We start from the raw sequence: 18,540 nt of genomic DNA, 5'->3' as shown, positions 1-18,540 counted from the left end.
CCTGCCTAATAATTCCAAAAACATTGTCGATCTATAAGAAAAGAGAAAAAAAAAGACCTCCTTGGAGGTCAATAATCATGGAAGGTTATGATGAAGTGTTAGTTAACCGGCCAGCCAGGCTTCGATCACCTTGGCCCCCCATTTCTGAACAAACCTTTCTCGGTATTCCGCGTATTCTTGGATCAATTGCCGCAATTGGGCCCGAATTGCTTTCTCGCGCACCTCGGCATCAGTCAATGACTCACCTTTTTTCCAACTAAATATTTGCAGATCGCCCGGTACCGGATGATTCTTTAGCCAGAAATCAACCGTGTAGTGTTCAGCGATCTTTAACAGGGCCACGCTTGGTGCAAAATATGTGTCATAGGGCAAGGTGTTTTTAAATTTCTGGTACACCAGCGTATTCTCCGCAAATCCTTCAAAAAGATCCAGCATCATTTTGGTTTGTGTTTCCTGGACGAAAGTCATTCCTGTCCCCCCTTTCTAAATAAGTTTTATTGTTCATATTGCCTAATCAAATATTAATATTAAGTTTGTGCTTCTTTTCACTTATATTGTAATACTTACCGGCGAATTTTACAATAAATTTTTGTGATTGTTTTCACTTTCTCTTGTATAAATAAATATTTTATTATTATAGTAAAAATGCTTGAGACAAGAGACTATAGAAAACTGTGTCTCTTGCCTCTTGTCGGAAAACATTAATATTTGCACTCAATTACAGCCTTAAGCATCTTCAGAATCTGTTGCGTAAATGAGCCCCGACTAACCTCTTCCTTGGCCACCAGGTCAACCCGGTTGATTTCTTCATTTCCTCTGAGAACGACGATCTCGCCCAGTTTTTGTCCTTGTTTCACTGGGGCTTCCACCCGGACTGGCAGTTCTACCCGCGTAGTAATTCCTTGTTCCTGCCCTTTGACAACCAACGCACCAACGCGTTGTCGGACAACCGCTTCCACTTGGGAAACCGCCTCCTTGCTAACAGCCACCGTCCCACAGGTCTGTCCAGCTGGCGCCAGTTGTTTGAAGGAATATTTCTTAAAGCCGTAATCATACAGTTTCATTGAATCCCGAAAATTACCGTATATTCGGGGTGAACCCAGGGTACAGGCCACCATACGGAAGCCGTCCCGTTCTACGGTCGAAGCCAGACAATATCCGGCCTCAGACGTCCAACCAGTCTTGAAACCGTCTGCCCCCTTGTACCACCACAGCAACTTATTACGGTTATACAGACGGGGTTTGCCACCTCTAATGTCATAGACTTTTGTCCCCACCCACTGCATGATTGTCGGGTAGCGCAGGGCATAACGACCGATCTGCGCCATGTCGTAAGCAGAAGTATAGTGATTGGGGTCAGTGTAGCCGTAGGCATTGGCAAAGTGGGTATCTTTTAAGCCAAGCGCTGTTGCCTTCTCATTCATTTTGGCCACCAGCGCCTCGTGGGAACCAAAAATGTGCTCACCCACAGCGACACAGGCATCATTGGCTGAGCCGACCGCGATGGCGATTAACAAATCCTGCAGAGACATTTTTTCACCTGGTTCCAACCAGATCTGCGAGCCACCAAGATTTGCGGCATTGGCACTGGTTTCCACTTGATCACTCAAACTGGCCTTGCCGGCTTCAATTGCCTCCCACGCCACGACCAAGGTCATTAATTTAGTCACACTGGCCGGCGATCGCCGCGCGTGACTGTTCTTTTCATACAAGACCTGTCCCGAACTCGCGTCTAGTAAAACAGCGGATGATGACTCAAGCTCTAGTTCTGCCCCCTGCGTTGGCACAACAGGAAATAGAGAGAAGAAGAGCGCGCAGCCAAGCACAAGCGCCACAGAAAAAAGTTTTCGCATCTTGAACATCCCTCCTCAAAGCGTAACCAGAACACCTCTTCAGAAGTGTTCTGGTTGGCATCGGCTATTTCTTTTCATAGGTGTGGCACCGGGTGGCCACTGAGCTGCCGGCTACTTTTCCACCGCCGTCAACACTAATTTCAATAGCCGAGGCAGTGCATTGCTCGCCACTTGCCCAGTGCCGGCAGTCGCTCACTGAACATTTGACATTTTCCAGACGGTCCTTCAACGGTTTCACCTCCTCCACAATCTAACAGCGAAGCGGCCTCCACCGCTTCTAAATTGTGCCAAAACCAGACACAATTAGTTTTTTCAATTTGCTAAATAACTATACATAAAAAAACAAGGCGGTTTGTCCACTTGCTGGACATCTCCACCTTGTTAATCTAGCAGTAATATATTCTTCAAAATTGATTAAAAATAAATTCGTCCCTTTTCTGTAACCAGACCATAGATCAACTTGGGTGGTAGCGGCGGTTCCAGCCCAATAGAGTAGGCCTTGATTAAACGTCCCCGGGCCTCTTCTACACGTTCAAGCCGGTTGACGTGTAAAAAAGCCAGCGGTTCGTTGACTTCCACCCGGTCCCCCACCTTCTTATTGAGAACAATTCCCACCGCCGGGTCAACCACTGATTCCTTCGTCTCTCGGCCTGCCCCCAGCATGGTGGCGATATGGCCGATTTCCTCCGCCTCAATCCTGGTCACGTATCCCGCTGACGGGCAGGGGACAGCGATTTGCTCCACCGCCGTCGGGAGCAACGCCGGGTTATCGATCGCTGCCGGGTCTCCCTTCTGGGCGACAACCATCTCCTTCAGTTTAGCCAGGGCAGCCCCGGAAGTCAGGAGTTCCTTGAGCCTTAATCGGGCCGCTTGCTCATTGCTGACCACCCCGGCCAACACCAGCATCTGACTGCCTAAGGTCAGACAGAGCTCAGCGAGATCGGCCGGCCCTTTTCCCTGGAGCGTCGCGATGGCTTCCCTGACCTCCACCGCATTGCCAACCGCCAGCCCAAGGGGTTGATCCATGTCGGTGATCACGGCCACGGTGCGCCGGCCAGTTGCCTGGCCGATCTTAACCATCGCCTCCGCCAGTTCAAACGAGCCTTCCAGGGTCTTCATAAAAGCGCCACTCCCCGTCTTCACATCGAGCACAATGGCGTCGGCCCCCGCGGCAATCTTCTTGGACATGACGCTGCTGGCAATCAGGGGAACGCTGTCCACCGTAGCGGTCACATCGCGTAAGGCATAAAGCTTCTTGTCTGCCGGGGCCAGGTTGCCCGTCTGCCCAACCACCGCCGCGCCAACGGTGTTAACATTATTAATGAATTCTTCTATTCTTAGTTCAACCTGGAAACCGGGGATGGATTCAAATTTGTCTAAGGTTCCTCCCGTGTGCCCCAGGCCCCGGCCGGACATTTTGGCCACCGGTACCCCGGCGGCCGCCACTAACGGCGCCAGCACCAGGGTCGTGGTGTCCCCCACCCCGCCGGTGCTGTGTTTATCAACTTTGATCCCCTTGATGCGGCTGAGATCGACCTGGTCACCTGAGCGTACCATGGCCATGGTTAAATCTGCCGTTTCCCGGGCATTCATTCCCTGAAAAAACACGGCCATCGCCCAGGCTGACATCTGGTAATCGGGGATCTCCCCCCGGGTATACCCCTGGATCAAAAATTCAATCTCTTCAGTACTGAGTTCCAAACCCCGCCGTTTTTTGAGGATGATGTCGTAAACACGCATTTTCCTCACCTCAGACGACTAATGTTTTAAAATTTGCTTAGCCATGCTCTGACCGACTGGTAATTGCCCCGCACCTAACAGGTCAATCACGGTGGCTCCTAAATCGGCAAACGTTGACCGCACCCCAAGATTGACGTTGGGCCTGATCGTTTCACCAAAAATCAGGAGGGGAACGTATTCCCGGGAGTGGTCAGTGCTGACCGTGGTCGGGTCACAACCATGGTCGGCCGTAATCATCAGCACATCGGTCGGCTGGAGTTCAGCTATAATTTGCGGCAGATACTGGTCAAACTGTTCCAGGGCGCGGGCATAACCTTCGATATCATTGCGGTGACCGTAAACCATATCAAAATCTACCAGGTTAGCAAATAATAACCCGTGCTGCGGCTGCCGTACCTGTTGAACAATCTGCTCAAGGGCATCGAGATTATTCTCAGTGTGGATCGATTTGGTAATCCCCTGACCGGCGAAAATATCATTGATCTTACCCACGCCCACTACGCTCTGGCCGGCCTGAACGATCAGTTCCAGTAGATTCGGGGTGGGTGGCGGGAGTGAGTAATCGTGGCGGTTTGCTGTGCGGGTAAAATTACCCGGTTCACCAATAAACGGACGCGCGATCACCCGACCAACAGCGTGTGGGCCAACCAGCATCTCTCTGGCGATCTGACACATCCGATAGAGTTCCGCCAGGGGAATAACCTCCTCATGGGCAGCGATCTGAAAAACGCTGTCTGCCGAGGTATAAACAATTGGGCGGCCGGTTTTCATGTGTTCGGCCCCCAATTCCTTGATGATCTCCGTCCCAGAAGCCACCTTATTCCCTAGAACGGATCGGCCGATCCGGCGTTCGAACTCCCGGATTACCTCTGGGGGAAAGCCGTCGGGGTATGTGGGGAAGGGCCGCTCCAGAATAATCCCGGCAATTTCCCAGTGTCCAGTGGTGGTGTCTTTCCCCGCCGAACGCTCGGCCATTTTGCCAAAAGCAGCGCGTGCCTCCACCACCGGAGGCACTCCTTCAATGGGAATAATGTTTCCCAGTCCCATAACACCTAAATTGGGCAGGTTCAACCCGCCAACCTTAGCGGCAATGTTTCCCAGGGTATTGCTGCCTTCGTCACCATAGTCGCCAGCATCGGGCATTGCGCCTACGCCAGCGCTGTCTAAAACGATCAGGACGATGCGATTTATCACACGCTACTCCTCCAATCATAGCGGAAATGAGTCAACGTTCATGCCCGGGGGTGCGCCTTCTCGTATACCTCTTTTAACCTGGTTTTAGTCAAATGCGTGTAGATCTGGGTTGTCGTAATATCGGCATGCCCCAACATTTCCTGCACCGAACGCAGGTCAGCCCCGTTTTCCAGTAGGTGTGTGGCAAAAGAGTGCCGCAGAGTATGAGGGGTAATCGTCTTATTTATTTTCGCCATTTGGGCGTACTGTTTAAGCAATTTCCAAAAACCCTGCCTGGTCATGCGCCGGCCGTGGTGGTTGATAAACAAAGCCCGTTCCAGCGGTGCTTTTGATAGTTTGCCTCGGGCCCGGGTCAAGTATTCTTCCACATATCTGGTCGCTACCGTTCCCAAGGGAACAATCCGTTCCTTTGCACCTTTACCAAAGCAGCGGATGTATCCCAGTTCCAGATTAACATGATCGATATCCAAAGAAACCAACTCCGACACCCGAATACCGGTGGCGTAGAGCAGTTCCAGCATGGCTTTATCCCGCAGACCCATGGGCTTCTGACAGTTCGGCTGCTCTAAGAGGAGGTCAACTTCAGCCACGGACAAAATCTGTGGGAGCCGTTTGTTTAAACGGGGTGATTCCAGATTATCAGTTGGATTTTTGCTCACCATCCCCTCCATAAAAAGAAAATGAAAAAATGACTTCAAAGCCGCCAGGTGTCGGGAAATGGTCGCTGCTGCTCGACCTTTCTTCTGCATCTGGTAAAGGTAGCCCAGAATCACTGATTTGGTGACATCTGCCCAATCCTTCAGCCCGTTGCTGGTAAGGTAGCGCAAAAACTGATCCAGATCTTGGTTATATGAGACGCGGGTATTCTTCGCCAGTCCGCGTTCAACGGTCAAGTACCGGATAAATTCATCCACCATTCTCTGCATTTCGAAACCCCTCTGACCAGCAGTATCCGATTGGAAGATGTATAATCCTTTTTTCAACAAAAATCTCAAAATTCCTCTCATAGTTCCAAAAAATGCTACTGTTTCTCTACCTGATAAAACTCCCGCAGTTTAATTACGAAACGATCCAGGGTTTGCTTACTGGTTACCGGCACAATCTTGGGATCAGTTTGTTCCACTCTCAGCCCTCGCTCCCTGTTACCAGGTTGACTGGTAAAGAACTGACGGCCGGCCAGGGCCAGCAGCTGGGGAACCACCCCGCCAAGGAACGCTATCAGCAGTGCCAGTTGTACTAAGGTGATCAATTTGCGCCGCAGATTGCTGATCGTAATAATGATCACGGAACCCTCACCTCCCCGCTGTCCCATTTAGCCTAGTCCATTCATATGATTTATCATTCCCACTTAGAACGTAAAAGCCAGGAACGCAGTCGTGGCCTGAACCAGACTGCGCTCCAGGGGAGGGATAGGATATTGGCTTTATGGGAAATAAACAGTTACCAGTTTTATGGCCAGGGGAGAAATGTAAGCCTCGATGATTCCCGCCAGCCCGGCAACCAAACATAGCATTAACATAAGCAACGAATAGTTGATAAATTGACCCCAGAGAGCGGCCGCCCCTGGTTGGAAGCGACCCCTTACTAAATAGGTAGAAAAAGACACCGCCGTGACGCCAGCCACCACCAGTGTCGGGATGTTTAACAGGTTTTGGGGCAAGATAGCCGTTAAGGTAAGCACGACTCCCGACCACATCTTTTGGTACACCAGGAAGCCGACCGTGAACCCGAGCACAAAGCCCCGCGTAAAAACCAGGCCAATAATTATCGGAATGCCAATCACCGTCAAACCTAAAAACCAGATTGTCAAAATCAGTTTAAGGTTATTAGTGATCGCGTGCTGGGCGATCAACTGACTGCTGAGGCTGGCCGGATCAATGGTAAACAAAAACCGATCAACGTAGGTGACCAACTCCAATTCCTGTTTGACGTTTAAAGTTCTAACTCCCAAGGCACCAAAGACGATCCCGGTGATAAAAAAAAGGATGATTAAAGCATATAACAGCAGGTTATTCCGTAGGTATTTGCCAAGAGCCTGATGAACCCGACCATACATATCTCATCTCTCCAGCACTGGTGGATATTGGCAATGATTTGGTCGCCTGATAAATATTTATGCTGGAGAATTCTCTGGTAGTACTGTCATATTTCAATGACCCGTCCGTAGCGGCCACCTCCCCCGGCCGCCAGGTTCAGCTTCCCCTGACGGGCTTGTATAATCAGTTCTGCCGTTTTTTCCCCGATTACTTCCGCCAATTCCCCGGGTGAGGCGGCGTGCAAAACTGCCATTTCACTACCAAACCTGTCGATCAGATGAGTAACCGTGCGTTCCCCAACTCCGGGGAGAAACCGGAGCGGAATCTGGTGGTAGTACGGTGCTCGCTGCGGTGGATGTACCGGTACTGAATAATCCGCAATTTCGACCAACCGGTCGAGCACTCCTTTCACTATCCGCTCACTTCCACAGTTGGGACAGTTAGAAACCGGGGGTGGTATGTCCCGGGCAATGGTATGACAGAGCAGACAGGAAGAACGGTGATACTTGCCCAGACGCGGGTCCAACCCGTAATTGCCAACGATTTGCCGGCCTTCTGCGTTCTGGAGCGCCTTGACCAGTTCCTCATACGACGGCCTGGCCAACCGCACCACGTTATACTCCCGTCCGATCTTCTCCAGAGAGTGGGCATCGGAATTGCTCAAATAGGTCACCGTTCGCAGTTCAGCCAGGTGATCAGCCAGGTCGCTGTCGGCGCTGAGGCCCAATTCCAGAGCAACGATTCTTTTCCAGTCCGCAGGGAAAAGGGCTGTCAGGCGGGAAATGCAGCTCCCATAAACACTCTTGTGCGGCGTAAAGGCATGGGCAGGGACAAACAGACCACCAATTTCCCAGACCAGTTCAGCCAGTTGGGTTGCTGACAGCTGACACCGCTGCGTGCTTAAGTTGAGATTCCGTACGTAGCGGGACATGACCCGGCTGAATTTCCACATTTGCTCAAGACTGGGGAAATAAGCCAGCCAGTGAGCCTGACCTCCGTCCGGTTCAGTGGTTTCGAACTCAGCCCCCAGAATCAGGGTTACCCGGTCTTTAAACCTTAACCCACCGTCAGCCAATGGCTCCAGTTCTCCCGCCTTGACCATTTGTTCCAGTTCAGCCAGAACACCGGGTGAAGCGGTATCCACAATCCCGACCAGGTCTAAACCTTTCCGCAACTGACACTCTGTTAGGATGTTGCGGAGCGTGAGGTTCGGCGACGCGGTAATCTTCACTGGCTGGTTGTTGAGAGTTCGCCCTAAATGAATATGTAAATCAGCAAAGTAGTCGCGCATCAACCCACCTCGTTCGATTAATCCATTGTCAAAATTGCTTATTTATGAGTTCGCTCGCCATTAGAATACCTATGATTGTCTTGGCGTCCTGGATTTCACCCGTGGTAATCATTTGTCTGGCCTGACCGATTGGCGCCCTGACTACTTCGATAAATTCATCGGGGTCTAAACATTGTTCGGTAGCCGTAAGACCCTGGGCCAGGTACAGGTACATGATCTCGTCACTGAACCCGGGAGTGGTGAAGTAGGTGAAAAGAAGCCGCCAGTCCTTAGCCTGATGACCCGTCTCTTCCTCTAATTCACGTTGGGCACAAAGAAAAGGGTCTTCCTGGGCTTTCAGTTTACCCGCCGGAATTTCCAATGTCACCCGGTCAATCGGCTTGCGAAACTGGCGGACCAGTAAGATTTCCCCCCCTGCGGTTAAAGCCACCACCGCCACCGCCCCCGGGTGTTCGACAATCTCCCGCTCGGCCGCGGCTCCATCCGGTAAGGCGACCGTGTCAATTCGCAGGTTGATCATCTTCCCCTCATAGATCCGCCGTGAAGAAATCGTCTTTTCTGCAAAACTTTCCATGTTATCCTCCTTATTTACGTATTTATTTCTCCCTTTCTCCTACCAGGCGAATAATTTCCACCAGATAACGGGCATTGTCAACTAAATCGGCCACCGCAATTCGTTCCTGAGTGGTATGCACCTGCGTCATACCGATACCCAGATTGGCTGTCGGGATGCCCCGGGCATGAAAAATATTGGCATCACTTCCACCGCCCGTTTTTACCAGTTTCGGCTCCCACCCCAGTCGCTGGGCAGCGGTCACGGCGATTTTGACCACCTCGTCATGTTCACCCAGAGCCAGTTCATCGTATAGCAATTCGACCTCCAGGTCAATTTGCGCCCCCACTTCTTCCGCCGCCACACGAAAAGCAGCGCACATCGCCTGGGTCTGGGCCTCCAATTTGGCCCGATTAAGGCTGCGGGCTTCTCCCTTCACATAGCACTTTTCAGGGACAATATTCCTGGCTTGCCCGCCTTCAATCAAACCGATGTTGGCCGTGGTCTCTTCGTCAATCCGCCCCAGTTTCATCCTGGCGATAGCTTGGGCAGCCACCTGGATGGCGTTGATTCCATCTTCGGGATTCATCCCCGCGTGGGCCGCCCTTCCCTGTACAACGGCTTCAATCTGGTACTGGGCCGGCCCCTGGACGACGATCGTCCCTGGTGCACCTGAACTGTCCAGGACATAGCCGAATTTTGCCTGCAGTTGACGGGAGTTTAACCCTTTAGCGCCGCGCAACCCCTGTTCTTCACCAATGGTAAACACCACCTCAAGGGGCCCGTGGGGGATTTGCTGCTCGGTGATCACCCGCAGGGTTTCCAGAATAGCGACGATGCCGGCCTTATCGTCTCCTCCTAGAATAGTGTCGCCACTTGAGGTGATCAACCCATCTCGGACCACAGGTTTTACCCCAACGCCGGGCACCACGGTATCCATATGCGCCGAAAGCAAGAGGGCCGGCACATTAACCGTCCCCGGCAGTCGACCAATCAGATTACCTGTGTTCCATCCCCACGGCTGACCGGCGCCGTCCTCTTCCACAGCAAAACCCAGTTCGGTCAGTTTCTGCTTCAACAAATCTGCCAGTTGGCGCTCCTGTCCCGACTCCGAAGGGATCGCGACCAGAGATAGGAATTCCTGGAGTATCCGCTCTTCGTTAATCACTGACAGCACACCCTTTCCGTCTCAGTATTTCTCCACAAATCATACCACTCGATCCAACAGCTGACAACTAATCAAAAACACAAAAACCTGCCAGAGATTTCATTAACTGACAGGTTCTAATCAAAATGCAGCTTTAAGAATTATCTAAAAAACACCTCCATTTAGTGGTTGAAAACCATTTATTTATATAAGCGGTGTTTATTGTGTATGATCAACCTAGGCAATTAATTCTTGGTACCAATTCTTAATTTGTCCGCCACCATGGCAATAAATTCAGAATTGGTTGGTTTACCCCGCTCCACGTTGATGGTATAGCCAAAGAATTTATTCATCATCTCGACATTACCCCGATCCCAGGCCAGTTCAATCGCGTGGCGAATCGCCCGTTCCACTCGACTCGGCGTAGTATTGTACTTTTGTGCGATCATAGGATAGAGTTCTTTAGTGACCGCTCCCAGCAGATTAACATCACCAATAACCAGCAGGATCGCATCGCGCAGATACTGATACCCCTTAATATGTGCCGGTACGCCCATTTGGTGGATAATATTGGTTACCTCTACATCCAAGTTGCGGGTCTTGACCGGGGTATGAGCAGGAGCAGCGTGCCCGTTGGCCAATTGTCTAATCCGTGTTCCCAAAACATCAATATCAAAAGGTTTTAAAATAAAATAATCAGCACCCAATTCAACTGCCCGCTGGGTCATTGCTTCCTGACCAAAAGCCGTTAACATGATCACCTTGGGCCGATGGGGAAAGTTGGCTCCACCGAGTTTCTCCAGCACACCGATACCGTCAAGGTGCGGCATAATTATATCTAAAACTACGATATCAGGTTCCTTTTGTCTGATGACCTCAAGGGCTTCCGCTCCGTTATTGGCAACCCCAACCAAATCGAAATCATCTTGACTGTTTAAATATTCTCGAAGAATCTCACAGAATTCCCGATTATCGTCGGCAATTAATACTTTTATTGTCTTGGCCATTATTGTTTCCTGCCCCCTCTTACTTAATTTTGCACTTTTTTCTAATATCATTTCGACGCTATACTTCATTATCCTTCTTTAATAATAAAAGAAAAAATCTGCTGACTTCAAGGAATTGCGACATAATTTAAGATTTTGCCATTTAATTTCCGGGTGATATATGATAATTCGACGCTCATAAATTAAACCGGGGAAGAAAAAAACTTCCCCGGTGTTTAAAGATACGCGATTTTTTAGGTAGTCCATTTCTTTGAGCATAAATTCTAACAGCACTCCATATCCGCGACTCGGGTCATTAACAAATACGTGGGTAACTGCGCCGACCAACCGGCCATCCTGAATGATCGGACTGCCACTCATGCCCTGAATAATGCCGCCAGTCAAAGAAAGCAACCGCTGGTCAACAACTCGGATCACCAGACTTTTTCCGTCAGTCCGAAAGGGAAGAACACGTTCAATTTTAATGGCAAAAGACTCAATCTGTTCACCATTAATAACAGTTAATATTTGAGCATCACCTTCTTTAACCTGGCTGGCCAGAGCCACCGGCAGCGGCTGAGTATAGAGAGAGTTAATCAGATCCGTATTTAGCTTGCCAAAAATACCGTACCGTGAATTCTTTTCAATTGTTCCTCTAATACATTGATTATCCAAAAACATGCCAATTTTTTCGCCGGGTTGACCGCGCCTCCCGGGTTGGATTCCTTCAACTGAAGCCGCGACAATCCGACCACCTTTAACTTCGATGGCCTGGTTGCTATCGGCATCTGAAATAATGTGGCCCAGAGCTCCGTACTGCCTGGTATCGGGATCATAAAAAGTCAGTGTTCCCACACCGGCCGCTCCATCTTTAACATACAGGCCAATGCGCCAGCGTTTGGTTTCTGTACAATAATGCGGCTTAAGAAATATTTCCTTCATTGTCTCATTATGTCTTATAACCAGATGGGCTTCCTGGTTTTCCTGTCCCAGTTTGTCGATCAGATAGGCAACTTCATCATCGCTGTTAATTGTCTGCCCATTAACACTTACAATGACGTCCCCAATTTGAATACCGCTGTCCTGAGCCGGGTCACATAACTTGCCAGAAATATCCTTGATGGGAGAAAATCCAATGACCACTACCCCTTCACCGTGGAGCAACACCCCGATTGAGTGACCGCCTGGGATTAAACGCAAGGGTGGGACAACGTCCACCACCATCTTTTTAATCGGAATGAAGCCAAACAACCGAAACTGTAGATTCGTCCTACCGGGCTGCAGTGCGACAGGATTCCCGCTGGCCAGGGAAAAACTCCTTTGAATTACTTCCCCATTTAAGCCTAAAATACCTTCCGACGTGTCTTGCAACGAGACAGTGAGCCGAGATAAAACATTTTTCGGTAGATGATTTAATATCAGAAGTTGGTCACCAACCGCTAACCGCTGTTCACTGGGCAAGGAAAAATATCTTTGCAATTCTGGAGTGCAACAGATGGAAATAACCAGGGCAATCAGCAACAAACCCAAAATTCGATGACAAAACTGGTTTCGCAAGCGATGATCACGCTCCTCCACCGTCTCCCTGGTTTTAGTTCTTCAAACCCTCCTCAATTTTTAATTTTTTAATTTGTAATTTGTATTGTTACCTGCAGGTTGTAATCTTAATTTAACCTGAATATTGACCATTTATAATGATAAATTACTGTATCCGATGGTTAAACCTTGAAACCTCTCAACAATTACCCTGAATTATTATTTTTTATTGGTATGGTAAATCATGTTAAATTACATCAGAGCACAAAAAACAAAAAAACCATGATCTGAATTCATCATGGCAACAATTCCTTTAGTTGGCCTGGGTGTTTGCACTTCTAGCTAATTGAAGCATCTCCCGGGCATGCTGGCGGGTTAAAGGAGTCACTTCAGCCCCACCCAGCATCCGTGCAATCTCCTCCACTCGCTCATCAGCGGTCAGGGCTCTCACCTGGGTGCGGGTCCGCTCTCCCTGGACTTCTTTGGTAATGCAAAAATGCGTCTCAGCAAAGCTGGCGATCTGGGGAGCGTGGGTGACACAGATCACCTGGCAATCCCGCGCTACCTGCTCAAGCTTCAGGGCAACCCCCTGCAGTGCTCGCCCACCGATGCCAGTGTCAATCTCATCAAAAATCAAGGTAGGGATCCCATCGACACCAGCCAGGATAGTCTTAATTGCCAGCATGATTCGTGACAGTTCGCCACCAGAGGCGATCTTGCTCAACGGTCGCGGTTGTTCACCTGGGTTAGGAGAAATCAGGAACTCTACCTCATCATACCCGGAACTGGTCCAGTTCTGGCGAAGACGCAAACTAACCTGAAACTGGGTACTTTCCATAGCCAGGTCGGATAGTTCCCGTTTTATTAAGACCTCTAACCGCCGTGCCGCCTCTTTTCTCCGAGCCGACAGGATAGTAGCCCGGTCAGCAAATTCCTGCTCTAACCGCTGCAGTTCTGCACTCAGGGCAGTGATTTTGTCGCCGCTGCGCCGGATCTCCTCCCGCTCAGCCACTGCTTCTGTTCGATACCGTAATATCTCCTGAATGGAGTCGCCATATTTGCGTTTTAGCTGGCGAATTAGTTCCAACCGCTGTTCAACCGCATCCAGACGCTGGGGGTTGAACTCGATGTTTTCCCGATAAGTCCTGAGTTCGCGAGCCATGTCTTCCAGCAGGTACTGGGTTGACTCCAGATTCTCCAGTATTTGGTTTAAAGACGGATCGATCCCCACTAAACCGCGGAGTTCAGCAACTGCCCGGCCAATCAAATCAAACGCAGCTGCCTGCTGCTTGCCTCCAGCAAAAATATACTGGTATGCCCGTTCAGTCTGGCTGGCCAGCTTTTCCGCATACATGAGCCGGGTTCTCTCATTTTCCAGCTGGAGTTCTTCGTCTACCCGAAGCCGGGCGGCATCAATCTCTTCAATCTGATACTGCAGTAGATCAAGCCGTCGAGCCACCTCTTTTTCGTTACCAGTCCACCGCTCAAGTTCCTTCCTCACCGCCCCTATTGCCCGGTAAATCCCCTGCAGTTCATTAACCAGGCCCAGTAATTCGCCACCTCCAAAGTTGTCCAGCAGAGGCAGATGCTGGTTAGAATTAAGCAGCCGCTGATTTTCGTGCTGTCCATGTATTTCAACCAAATTCTGTCCTAGCTCGCGATACACCGAGAGAGGAACCGTCCGGCCATTGACCCGGCAGATGTTGCGTCCCGTTCGGGTAATCTCACGCAGCAGGATCAGCGTTCCATCCTCTTCCAGTTCGATACCAAGCTCATGCAAACACCGGCTGACCTCTACATGGCCTTGACACTGAAAGACCCCCTCAACCACCGCCCGGTCCTCGTTGGTTCTGATATAATCTACCGAGGCTCGCCCACCCAAAAGCAGACTGACCGCGTCAATAATAATTGATTTGCCCGCCCCAGTTTCGCCAGTTAAGACGTTCAAACCACGCGAAAAATTCAACCGGAGCTGTTCGATCAGCGCCACGTTCTGGATGTTCAGTTCAAGGAGCATCTTCTTCTTCCTCCTAATCCTCTAACCCAGCAGACTCTCAAATTTTTGCTGAACAGCCTCAGTTAAGTCTTTGGGTTTAACCACCACCAGAATGGTATCATCACCAGCGACTGTGCCAATTATTTCCGGCCAGTTGGCATTATCAATGGTGGAGGCCACCGCATGCGCGGTTCCCGGCAGAGTGCGGATGATGATCAGGTTTTCACTGTTATCGATGTGGGTCACCGAGTCTTTAAACAACCGCTTCATACGCTCCTGGACATTTCCTGGGGTATGTTCACGCGGGACAGAGTAGCGATACGCCTCATCCCCCCAGGGAACCTTGACCAACCGGAGCTCCCGAATATCACGGGAAACTGTGGCCTGGGTGACATCAAAACCATTTTTTCGCAGTTCTTCCGCCAGTTCCTCCTGGGTTTGTATTGCCCGGCTTTCGATGATCTCCAAGATCTTCAAATGTCGCCTTGTCTTCATCGATCTATCCATCCCCCCTTCTTTGAACCACAATTAAGTACGGTGAATGATGCACCCGGTTAGGAAAAGAAAATTTGACCACGTCCCACTGGGCTTGGGCTAATCCCGCCACCCAGTCATCAACTGCTCGACTCTCGTCTAATCCACCCGGGTGGCCCGGGTACACCACGACCGTGATCAACCCACCCACCTGTAGCAACCGGGTGGCCGCCGCTAGCGCCCGCAGTGTAGACGCTGGCTGGGTGATAATTTTATGATCACTACCGGGTAAATAACCCAGATTAAACATCACCGCGCTGACCGGTTCCGAGACAAAATCCTCCATTTGTTCATGGCTGGCACAGATTAGTTTCACCCGGTCAATCACTTCGGCTTCCGCCAGGCGTCCGGCCGTACGCTGCAAAGCTCCTGCCTGGATATCAAAAGCGTAAACCTTGCCGGCCGGGCCAACCAGTCTAGCCAAAAAGCAGGTGTCATGACCATTACCAGCAGTGGCGTCGATCACCTTATCCCCGGCACAGACCACCTCAGCGAGATACCGGTGGGCCAGTTGTACCCCATTAGGAAACAGCCTCTGCATTGATTCAAGTTTCCCCCGGCGTTAGTTTGCCCCGCAGCACCTCAAAGAAGTGCCGGCCTCTTAATTTAATTAGGGTGGTAGACAACTCCGCCCGGCTAACGATGATTTGATCCGTTTGCTCCAAGCGGATACTAGTCTGACCATCAATCGTCATGATTACTTCTTGAGCTGGCTGCGCAATGGCGATCTTCACCGTCTGACGCGGGGATATTACTAATGGTCTGGAGTAGAAGGTATGGGGACAGATCGGGGTAAGTAGAATGACCTCGAAAGTCGGACAAACAATGGGCCCACCGGCGGATAAAGAATATGCGGTCGAGCCCGTCGGTGTGGCCATAATGATTCCGTCACCGCGGTATGTCGTAAAATAATTGTTATCAATGTAGCATTCCAGGTCAATAATCCGAGCAAACGAACCCTTGGCCACCACCACGTCATTTAAGGCATAGGTAGTATTAATCATCTGGCCAAATCTGATTACCTCTGTCTTGAGCATCATCCGCTCTTCCAGGTGATAGTCACCTTTAACCAGTCGGTCAAGTCCTTCATAAAGGTCAGCCACTTCCAGTTCAGTCAAAAATCCCAGGTGACCGAGATTCACTCCCAGCAACGGGATCGAGCGACCAACCACTGAGCGGGCTGCCTGTAGAAGCGTCCCGTCCCCGCCCAGCACCAGCAAACAATCCAGGCCCTGATAAAACTGGTTATCAGGGCAACTGAATTTCTCTAAGCCGCAGTCGCGGTCTGCTTCCGCCGGCAGACGGACGCTAATTCCATTGCGAATCAACCAAGCCACAACGTTTTGCACAATCCCTAAAGCAGCTATTTTTTTCAAATTGAGTTTTATTCCCACAACTTTTGGTGGTTTGCCTTGCATTCATTCTCTCCCTTTTTCTCCCCGAAAAACATCTGAATATTATATGGTGGAAAAATCATCGCTTCTATAATCGTAGTATTATTTTGTCTATATATTTACTAATTTTATTTCTACAAATAGTTATTTTCTCCTTTTTCTCAAAGAACCTCTTGTCCATAATATAAGAAACAAGCCAGAAAAGCTTGTTTCTTAATTCTTCATTATTTTTTGATTAATAAGTTATAAGAAAAACAAATAGACAAAAAAGAGCAATAAAACCAGTGATACAGCCGCTCCGATCGACCAGGGATAAAGTCTGTCGGCCGGATAAAGCTCTTTTTCCATTTCTAACTGTTTCTTTAACTCCGCTCGCTTTTTCTGGCCGCTGAAAGACAAGACAATGGTATCGGCCGCAATTTTCAGCGCTCCGGGTGGGTTTTGCCCAAACCAGACCAAGAACTTTGGCATGCCCTCATTAAAGAACCAGCTCAAGTTGTCACTTAGCCGGATCAAAGGAGTTCCCGCCAATGACAGCAGGCGCTGTGCTCCTCTTCGATAGATCCAATCTGTATCCAGAGTGATCGTATTTGTCCGCTGCAGGTATGGTAATAGTATAAAGAAGGCTAACGCTGAAAACATCAACAGTTGGAGCTGACCGACGACATGGGCAGCTGTATACGGAACGTATTCTACCGGGAAGGGCAGGATGTGATAAAGCACACCTGGGAATACACCAATAAAAATGCACAGGAACGCCAGAATGCCCATTCCAATCAACATGTTCACTGGCGGTTCACTCGGTCTTAATCCAGAATCTTTGGCGAAAAATACAAAGTAAGGGAATTTAATCCCCGCATGTAAAAAGACTCCCGCTGAGGCCAGATTTAAGAGCAGCCAGATCGCCGTCTTTTTTTCTTCACCAGCCGCGACAATAACCATTGACTTGGAAACAAATCCGCCCGTCAATGGAAAAGCAGATATTGAGGCCGCCCCGACCAGACAAAACAGCAAAGTGATCGGCATGGATTTATATAACCCGCCCAACTCCGTGGTCTTGCTCCGACCAGTCATGAAAAGGACCGCTCCGGCTGACATCATTAACAATGCCTTGTACAAAATGTGGGCAAAAGCATGAGCGGTAGCGCCATTTAAAGCCATGGCAGTCCCGATTCCAATCCCAGCTACCATAAACCCAACCTGGTTAATAATGCTGTATGCTAAGACTCGCCTCATGTCATTTTCTAGAATAGCATAGACAATCCCATACAGGGTCATAATGGTCCCCGCCCAGACTAAAATGTCTGTTCCTGGGAATGCCCTGGCCAAAGTATAAACAGCCGTTTTCGTCGTATACGCACTTAAAAAAACGGTCCCAGCAACAGTTCCTTCCGGGTAGGCGTCAGACAGCCATGCTGAAAGCGGGGGAATAGCGGCATTCAAAGCAAAACCGAATAGAATCAAATACGAAGCCAGTCCACTTAAGCCCAAATATTCAAATTTAATCGAACCAGTCGTCGATACATGGAATATAATGCCGGCCAGCAGGACAAGGCCGCCAAAAATATGCACCAGAATATATCTGAATGAAGCCGCTTGAGAAGCCCTGGTTTTACTCGCGCAGATCAGACAAACTGAACTGAAGGCCATTACTTCCCAAAAGACATATAAGGACAAATAATCCCCCGCAAAAACAACCCCTAGCGAACTACCCACATAGATAAAAGCCGCTATATGCTCCAAAGTATTCTTGACATGAAGTGAGTAAATCGCCCCGGCGAAAGCCATAATTACGAAAATATAGCCAAAAACCATACTTAAACGGTCAACACGTGCTAAAATAAGCTCATAGTCTAAAAATCTATATGTCCAGCCAATACCTTCCGGTAACATGAACAGGTTAACAAAGGCCAGACTGGGAAGGAGTACAATAAAGGCCTGCCTTACCCGGCCTCTAAAAAAAGGAATTAAAAGAGCCCCAATGATGAAAAGAATAGCTGGTGGAAAATAATTACTCATAGTAATCCTCCTGTTTTTGTAGCCAGTATTTGCCAAGGAGTTTTGATACCGCCACAATCAGGCTGCAAGCAATAAACCCATAAAGTGCATAGAATCCTGGGATATTCTCCCAATAAAAGAAAGGATGTTTATCGATAAAAAAGTCTGCCATCACCAGAAATACCAAGCTGACAATAAACAACCGGCGAACAGCTCTACTAATCTCTGGCCGCTCAAAAAATGCGATAATTGTCTGCATCTTTTCACCTCCAGGCCTGTTTT

19 protein-coding genes are annotated in these 18,540 nt (G+C 49.5%); all 19 read right to left on the bottom strand.

Annotation, left to right across the window (positions count from 1 at the left end; genetic code table 11):
• Positions 1 to 102: 102 nt before the first annotated feature.
• Entirely contained in the window at positions 103 to 468 is a 366-nt protein-coding gene (locus tag HPY81_02120) for a hypothetical protein (GenBank protein NPV26256.1), read from the bottom strand.
• Positions 469 to 701: 233 nt separating this feature from the next.
• Entirely contained in the window at positions 702 to 1,853 is a 1,152-nt protein-coding gene (locus tag HPY81_02115; protein ID NPV26255.1) for a D-alanyl-D-alanine carboxypeptidase, read from the bottom strand.
• 64 nt (positions 1,854 to 1,917) lie between these two features.
• The gene (locus HPY81_02110; GenBank protein NPV26254.1) at positions 1,918 to 2,070 is read right to left on the bottom strand and encodes a DUF1540 domain-containing protein; all 153 of its coding nucleotides are present in this window, start codon (positions 2,068 to 2,070) and stop codon (positions 1,918 to 1,920) included.
• A gap of 197 nt (positions 2,071 to 2,267) precedes the next feature.
• Positions 2,268 to 3,593, bottom strand: a complete 1,326-nt coding sequence (locus HPY81_02105) for a pyrimidine-nucleoside phosphorylase (protein ID NPV26253.1) — start codon at positions 3,591 to 3,593, stop codon at positions 2,268 to 2,270.
• 18 nt (positions 3,594 to 3,611) lie between these two features.
• The gene (locus HPY81_02100) at positions 3,612 to 4,787 is read right to left on the bottom strand and encodes a phosphopentomutase (protein NPV26252.1); all 1,176 of its coding nucleotides are present in this window, start codon (positions 4,785 to 4,787) and stop codon (positions 3,612 to 3,614) included.
• A 38-nt stretch (positions 4,788 to 4,825) separates the two neighbouring features.
• Complete coding sequence (xerD, locus tag HPY81_02095; GenBank protein NPV26251.1) at positions 4,826 to 5,713, bottom strand: site-specific tyrosine recombinase XerD; 888 nt, start codon at positions 5,711 to 5,713, stop codon at positions 4,826 to 4,828.
• Positions 5,714 to 5,808: 95 nt separating this feature from the next.
• Positions 5,809 to 6,072, bottom strand: coding sequence for a hypothetical protein (locus tag HPY81_02090; protein NPV26250.1), 264 nt, complete (start codon positions 6,070 to 6,072; stop codon positions 5,809 to 5,811).
• A gap of 138 nt (positions 6,073 to 6,210) precedes the next feature.
• Entirely contained in the window at positions 6,211 to 6,843 is a 633-nt protein-coding gene (gene spoIIM / locus HPY81_02085; GenBank protein ID NPV26249.1) for a stage II sporulation protein M, read from the bottom strand.
• 86 nt (positions 6,844 to 6,929) lie between these two features.
• The gene (locus HPY81_02080) at positions 6,930 to 8,114 is read right to left on the bottom strand and encodes a TIGR00375 family protein (GenBank protein ID NPV26248.1); all 1,185 of its coding nucleotides are present in this window, start codon (positions 8,112 to 8,114) and stop codon (positions 6,930 to 6,932) included.
• A gap of 28 nt (positions 8,115 to 8,142) precedes the next feature.
• Positions 8,143 to 8,688, bottom strand: a complete 546-nt coding sequence (locus tag HPY81_02075; protein ID NPV26247.1) for an NUDIX hydrolase — start codon at positions 8,686 to 8,688, stop codon at positions 8,143 to 8,145.
• 22 nt (positions 8,689 to 8,710) lie between these two features.
• The gene (locus HPY81_02070; GenBank protein NPV26246.1) at positions 8,711 to 9,835 is read right to left on the bottom strand and encodes a M20/M25/M40 family metallo-hydrolase; all 1,125 of its coding nucleotides are present in this window, start codon (positions 9,833 to 9,835) and stop codon (positions 8,711 to 8,713) included.
• 224 nt (positions 9,836 to 10,059) lie between these two features.
• A complete protein-coding gene (gene spo0A / locus HPY81_02065) occupies positions 10,060 to 10,824 on the bottom strand; it encodes a sporulation transcription factor Spo0A (GenBank protein NPV26245.1) in 765 nt (254 codons plus the stop codon).
• A gap of 75 nt (positions 10,825 to 10,899) precedes the next feature.
• The gene (gene spoIVB / locus HPY81_02060; GenBank protein ID NPV26244.1) at positions 10,900 to 12,378 is read right to left on the bottom strand and encodes a SpoIVB peptidase; all 1,479 of its coding nucleotides are present in this window, start codon (positions 12,376 to 12,378) and stop codon (positions 10,900 to 10,902) included.
• 271 nt (positions 12,379 to 12,649) lie between these two features.
• The gene (recN, locus tag HPY81_02055; protein NPV26243.1) at positions 12,650 to 14,353 is read right to left on the bottom strand and encodes a DNA repair protein RecN; all 1,704 of its coding nucleotides are present in this window, start codon (positions 14,351 to 14,353) and stop codon (positions 12,650 to 12,652) included.
• Between the two features lie 21 nt (positions 14,354 to 14,374).
• A complete protein-coding gene (gene argR, locus HPY81_02050; protein ID NPV26242.1) occupies positions 14,375 to 14,827 on the bottom strand; it encodes an arginine repressor in 453 nt (150 codons plus the stop codon).
• Between the two features lie 4 nt (positions 14,828 to 14,831).
• Complete coding sequence (locus tag HPY81_02045) at positions 14,832 to 15,407, bottom strand: methyltransferase domain-containing protein (GenBank protein ID NPV26241.1); 576 nt, start codon at positions 15,405 to 15,407, stop codon at positions 14,832 to 14,834.
• 4 nt (positions 15,408 to 15,411) lie between these two features.
• Positions 15,412 to 16,242 carry an NAD(+)/NADH kinase gene (locus HPY81_02040; protein ID NPV26240.1) on the bottom strand — a complete coding sequence of 277 codons (831 nt, stop codon included), beginning with the start codon at positions 16,240 to 16,242 and terminating at the stop codon, positions 15,412 to 15,414.
• Between the two features lie 261 nt (positions 16,243 to 16,503).
• Complete coding sequence (locus tag HPY81_02035; protein NPV26239.1) at positions 16,504 to 18,279, bottom strand: Na(+)/H(+) antiporter subunit D; 1,776 nt, start codon at positions 18,277 to 18,279, stop codon at positions 16,504 to 16,506.
• The gene (locus HPY81_02030; GenBank protein NPV26238.1) at positions 18,272 to 18,517 is read right to left on the bottom strand and encodes a hypothetical protein; all 246 of its coding nucleotides are present in this window, start codon (positions 18,515 to 18,517) and stop codon (positions 18,272 to 18,274) included. Before HPY81_02030 ends, HPY81_02035 begins: the two co-directional genes overlap by 8 nt.
• Positions 18,518 to 18,540: the final 23 nt, after the last annotated feature.

Source organism: Bacillota bacterium (genome assembly GCA_013178045.1).
GTDB lineage: Bacteria > Bacillota > Ch66 > Ch66 > Ch66 > Ch66.
Note: the sequence above shows the minus strand (reverse complement) of the source record. Positions and strands in the feature narration are given on the sequence as shown.

Bases quoted from the DNA above. Each gene is read 5' to 3' on its own strand.
- HPY81_02045 (NPV26241.1), bottom strand. From the start codon at position 15,407: ATGCAGAGGCTGTTTCCTAATGGGGTACAACTGGCCCACCGGTATCTC.
- argR (NPV26242.1), bottom strand. From the start codon at position 14,827: ATGAAGACAAGGCGACATTTGAAGATCTTGGAGATCATCGAAAGCCGG.
- HPY81_02075 (NPV26247.1), bottom strand. From the start codon at position 8,688: ATGGAAAGTTTTGCAGAAAAGACGATTTCTTCACGGCGGATCTATGAG.
- recN (NPV26243.1), bottom strand. From the start codon at position 14,353: ATGCTCCTTGAACTGAACATCCAGAACGTGGCGCTGATCGAACAGCTC.
- HPY81_02120 (NPV26256.1), bottom strand. From the start codon at position 468: ATGACTTTCGTCCAGGAAACACAAACCAAAATGATGCTGGATCTTTTT.
- spoIIM (NPV26249.1), bottom strand. From the start codon at position 6,843: ATGTATGGTCGGGTTCATCAGGCTCTTGGCAAATACCTACGGAATAAC.
- HPY81_02080 (NPV26248.1), bottom strand. From the start codon at position 8,114: ATGCGCGACTACTTTGCTGATTTACATATTCATTTAGGGCGAACTCTC.
- HPY81_02030 (NPV26238.1), bottom strand. From the start codon at position 18,517: ATGCAGACAATTATCGCATTTTTTGAGCGGCCAGAGATTAGTAGAGCT.
- xerD (NPV26251.1), bottom strand. From the start codon at position 5,713: ATGCAGAGAATGGTGGATGAATTTATCCGGTACTTGACCGTTGAACGC.
- HPY81_02115 (NPV26255.1), bottom strand. From the start codon at position 1,853: ATGCGAAAACTTTTTTCTGTGGCGCTTGTGCTTGGCTGCGCGCTCTTC.
- HPY81_02035 (NPV26239.1), bottom strand. From the start codon at position 18,279: ATGAGTAATTATTTTCCACCAGCTATTCTTTTCATCATTGGGGCTCTT.
- HPY81_02105 (NPV26253.1), bottom strand. From the start codon at position 3,593: ATGCGTGTTTACGACATCATCCTCAAAAAACGGCGGGGTTTGGAACTC.